Below are 1,711 nucleotides of genomic sequence, written 5' to 3' on the forward strand. Positions count from 1 at the left end.
AACAACATCCAGTTTATGGAATCTGTCCACGCAAAATCTTATTCTTCTATCTTTTCGACCTTGAATACCAAAGCTGAAATCGAAGAAATCTTTGAATGGACCAACACTAACCCCTACCTTCAGAGAAAAGCTGAAATTATCAATGAAATCTACCTCAATGGTAGCCCTCTAGAAAAGAAAGTTGCCAGCGTTTTCCTTGAAACCTTCCTCTTCTACTCTGGTTTCTTTACACCGCTCTACTATCTCGGTAACAACAAACTGGCCAACGTTGCGGAAATCATCAAACTGATCATTCGTGATGAGTCTGTTCACGGAACCTACATTGGTTACAAATTCCAACTTGGTTTCAATGAATTGCCTGAAGAAGAGCAAGAAAAACTCAAAGAATGGATGTACGACCTGCTCTATACTCTCTACGAGAACGAAGAGGGCTATACAGAAAGCCTCTATGACGGTGTTGGCTGGACTGAGGAAGTTAAAACCTTCCTTCGTTACAATGCCAATAAGGCTCTTATGAACCTAGGACAAGATCCACTCTTCCCAGATTCAGCTGATGATGTCAATCCTATCGTCATGAACGGAATCTCAACAGGAACTTCTAACCACGACTTCTTCTCTCAAGTCGGAAATGGATACCTCCTTGGTGAAGTTGAAGCTATGCAGGATGAGGACTACCTCTACGGTTTAGATTAAAACTAATAGTCACTTCATACTTCTCGCAGTTTGTTTAAACAGACTGCGAGATTTTTGTTTTTGTTTTCTTTTGTTTTTTTGTTTGATTGTTTGATTGTTTTATGGTAAGATGATTATAGTAGAAATCGAGGTGATCAGGATGTTAAAGCAAGAAAAATTAGATCATATTTTAGAGACTGTGAATACGAAAGGAACCATTACTGTAAAAGAGATCATGTCACGTCTAGATGTGTCAGACATGACTGCTCGTCGCTACTTACAAGAATTAGCGGACAAAGATTTGTTGGTCCGTGTGCATGGTGGCGCTGAAAAACTTCGTACAGGTTCACTTTTAAACAATGAGCGCTCAAATGTTGAAAAACAAGGCTTACAGATAACAGAAAAACAAGAAATCAGTCGTTTTGCAGGTCACTTAATTGATGAAGGGGAAACCATTTTTATCGGTCCAGGAACTACTCTGGAATACTTTGCTCGGGAACTCCCTATTGATAATATTCGTGTTGTAACAAACAGTCTTCCTGTTTTTCTCATCCTAAACGAACGAAAACTAACAGATTTGATTTTGATTGGTGGGAACTATCGCTCTATCACTGGTGCTTTTGTGGGAACACTCACCTTGCAGGATTTGACCAACCTTCAATTTTCTAAGGCTTTTGTAAGTTGTAATGGTATTAAGGATAAGGCAATTGCTACTTTCAGTGAAGAAGAGGGCGAGGTACAACGAATCGCCTTGAACAATGCCAATAAAAAATATTTACTAGCAGACCACAGTAAGTTTAATAAGTTTGATTTTTACACATTCTACAATATCTCAGAAATTGATACCATCGTTTCAGATTCCAAACTGAGTCAAGAAACATTTGAAGACCTGTCGAAACAAACAACCATTCTTTTATCAAAACCATAAAAATTCCCCTGCTTTTTGGCGGGGAATTTTTATTAGTTTTAGTTGATAATCTGCGTATCAGCTAGTTTTTTATACCAGTGAGCCGATTTCTTTGGATAACGCTCCTGGGTT

General features: G+C 38.5%; 2 protein-coding genes. Both read left to right on the top strand.

Annotated features, from left to right (window positions below; genetic code table 11):
- Positions 1-693: class 1b ribonucleoside-diphosphate reductase subunit beta (nrdF, locus tag SORDD16_RS05195; RefSeq protein WP_061452602.1), on the top strand; the 693-nt coding region annotated here is incomplete at its 5' end.
- Between the two features lie 139 nt (positions 694-832).
- Complete coding sequence (locus tag SORDD16_RS05200; protein WP_061452603.1) at positions 833-1,600, top strand: DeoR/GlpR family DNA-binding transcription regulator; 768 nt, start codon at positions 833-835, stop codon at positions 1,598-1,600.
- Positions 1,601-1,711 lie beyond the last annotated feature (111 nt).

This window comes from Streptococcus oralis (assembly GCF_001578945.1).
Taxonomy (GTDB): domain Bacteria; phylum Bacillota; class Bacilli; order Lactobacillales; family Streptococcaceae; genus Streptococcus; species Streptococcus oralis_Q.

Excerpts from the sequence above, each read along its gene's own strand:
- SORDD16_RS05200 (WP_061452603.1), top strand. The coding sequence starts at position 833 with ATGTTAAAGCAAGAAAAATTAGATCATATTTTAGAGACTGTGAATACG.